This window comes from Streptomyces ipomoeae 91-03 (genome assembly GCF_000317595.1).
GTDB classification, from domain to species: domain Bacteria; phylum Actinomycetota; class Actinomycetes; order Streptomycetales; family Streptomycetaceae; genus Streptomyces; species Streptomyces ipomoeae.
This window is the reverse complement of sequence record NZ_AEJC01000228.1, coordinates 1-411: the sequence shown is the minus strand read 5'-3', so window position 1 is coordinate 411 and position 411 is coordinate 1. Positions and strand designations below refer to the sequence as shown.

General features: G+C 65.0%; 1 pseudogene. It reads right to left on the bottom strand.

From position 1 onward, the window contains the following. Nucleotides 1–30: 30 nt before the first annotated feature. Nucleotides 31–411, bottom strand: a pseudogene (locus tag STRIP9103_RS14835) (toll/interleukin-1 receptor domain-containing protein); the annotation flags it as partial.

Below are 411 nucleotides of genomic sequence, written 5' to 3'. Positions count from 1 at the left end.
GCCCTTTCGCACATCCCGGCCTTCCCCACGTCACTCGGAGGCCAGGCGGGTCATCACCGCCTCGAAGATCTCGGAGAAGTCCGAGTCGCGATGCAGGTCGGGCGACAGTGTGTTCATGTCGCGCAGGATGTCGGCCAGCCGCGGCAGATGGGCGCGGATTTCCGTGTAGAGGTCGATGTCCTCCCGGAAGCCCTGGAGATTGGCCGCCGAAACGGTCTTCAGCTCCTCGTCCAGCTCGCGTATCTGCTCCTCCCAGTACCGCACGTAGCGGATGCGGTCCTGCGGCCGGTAGATCCGGGCGTCGGGGAGCACCACGGGGAACACCCGGTCGGCGAACTCTCCGTGCTTCGCCGTCTCCAACAGCTCGAAGAGACAGTTCTGCGACTTCAGGTAGGCGTCGCTGATCACCAG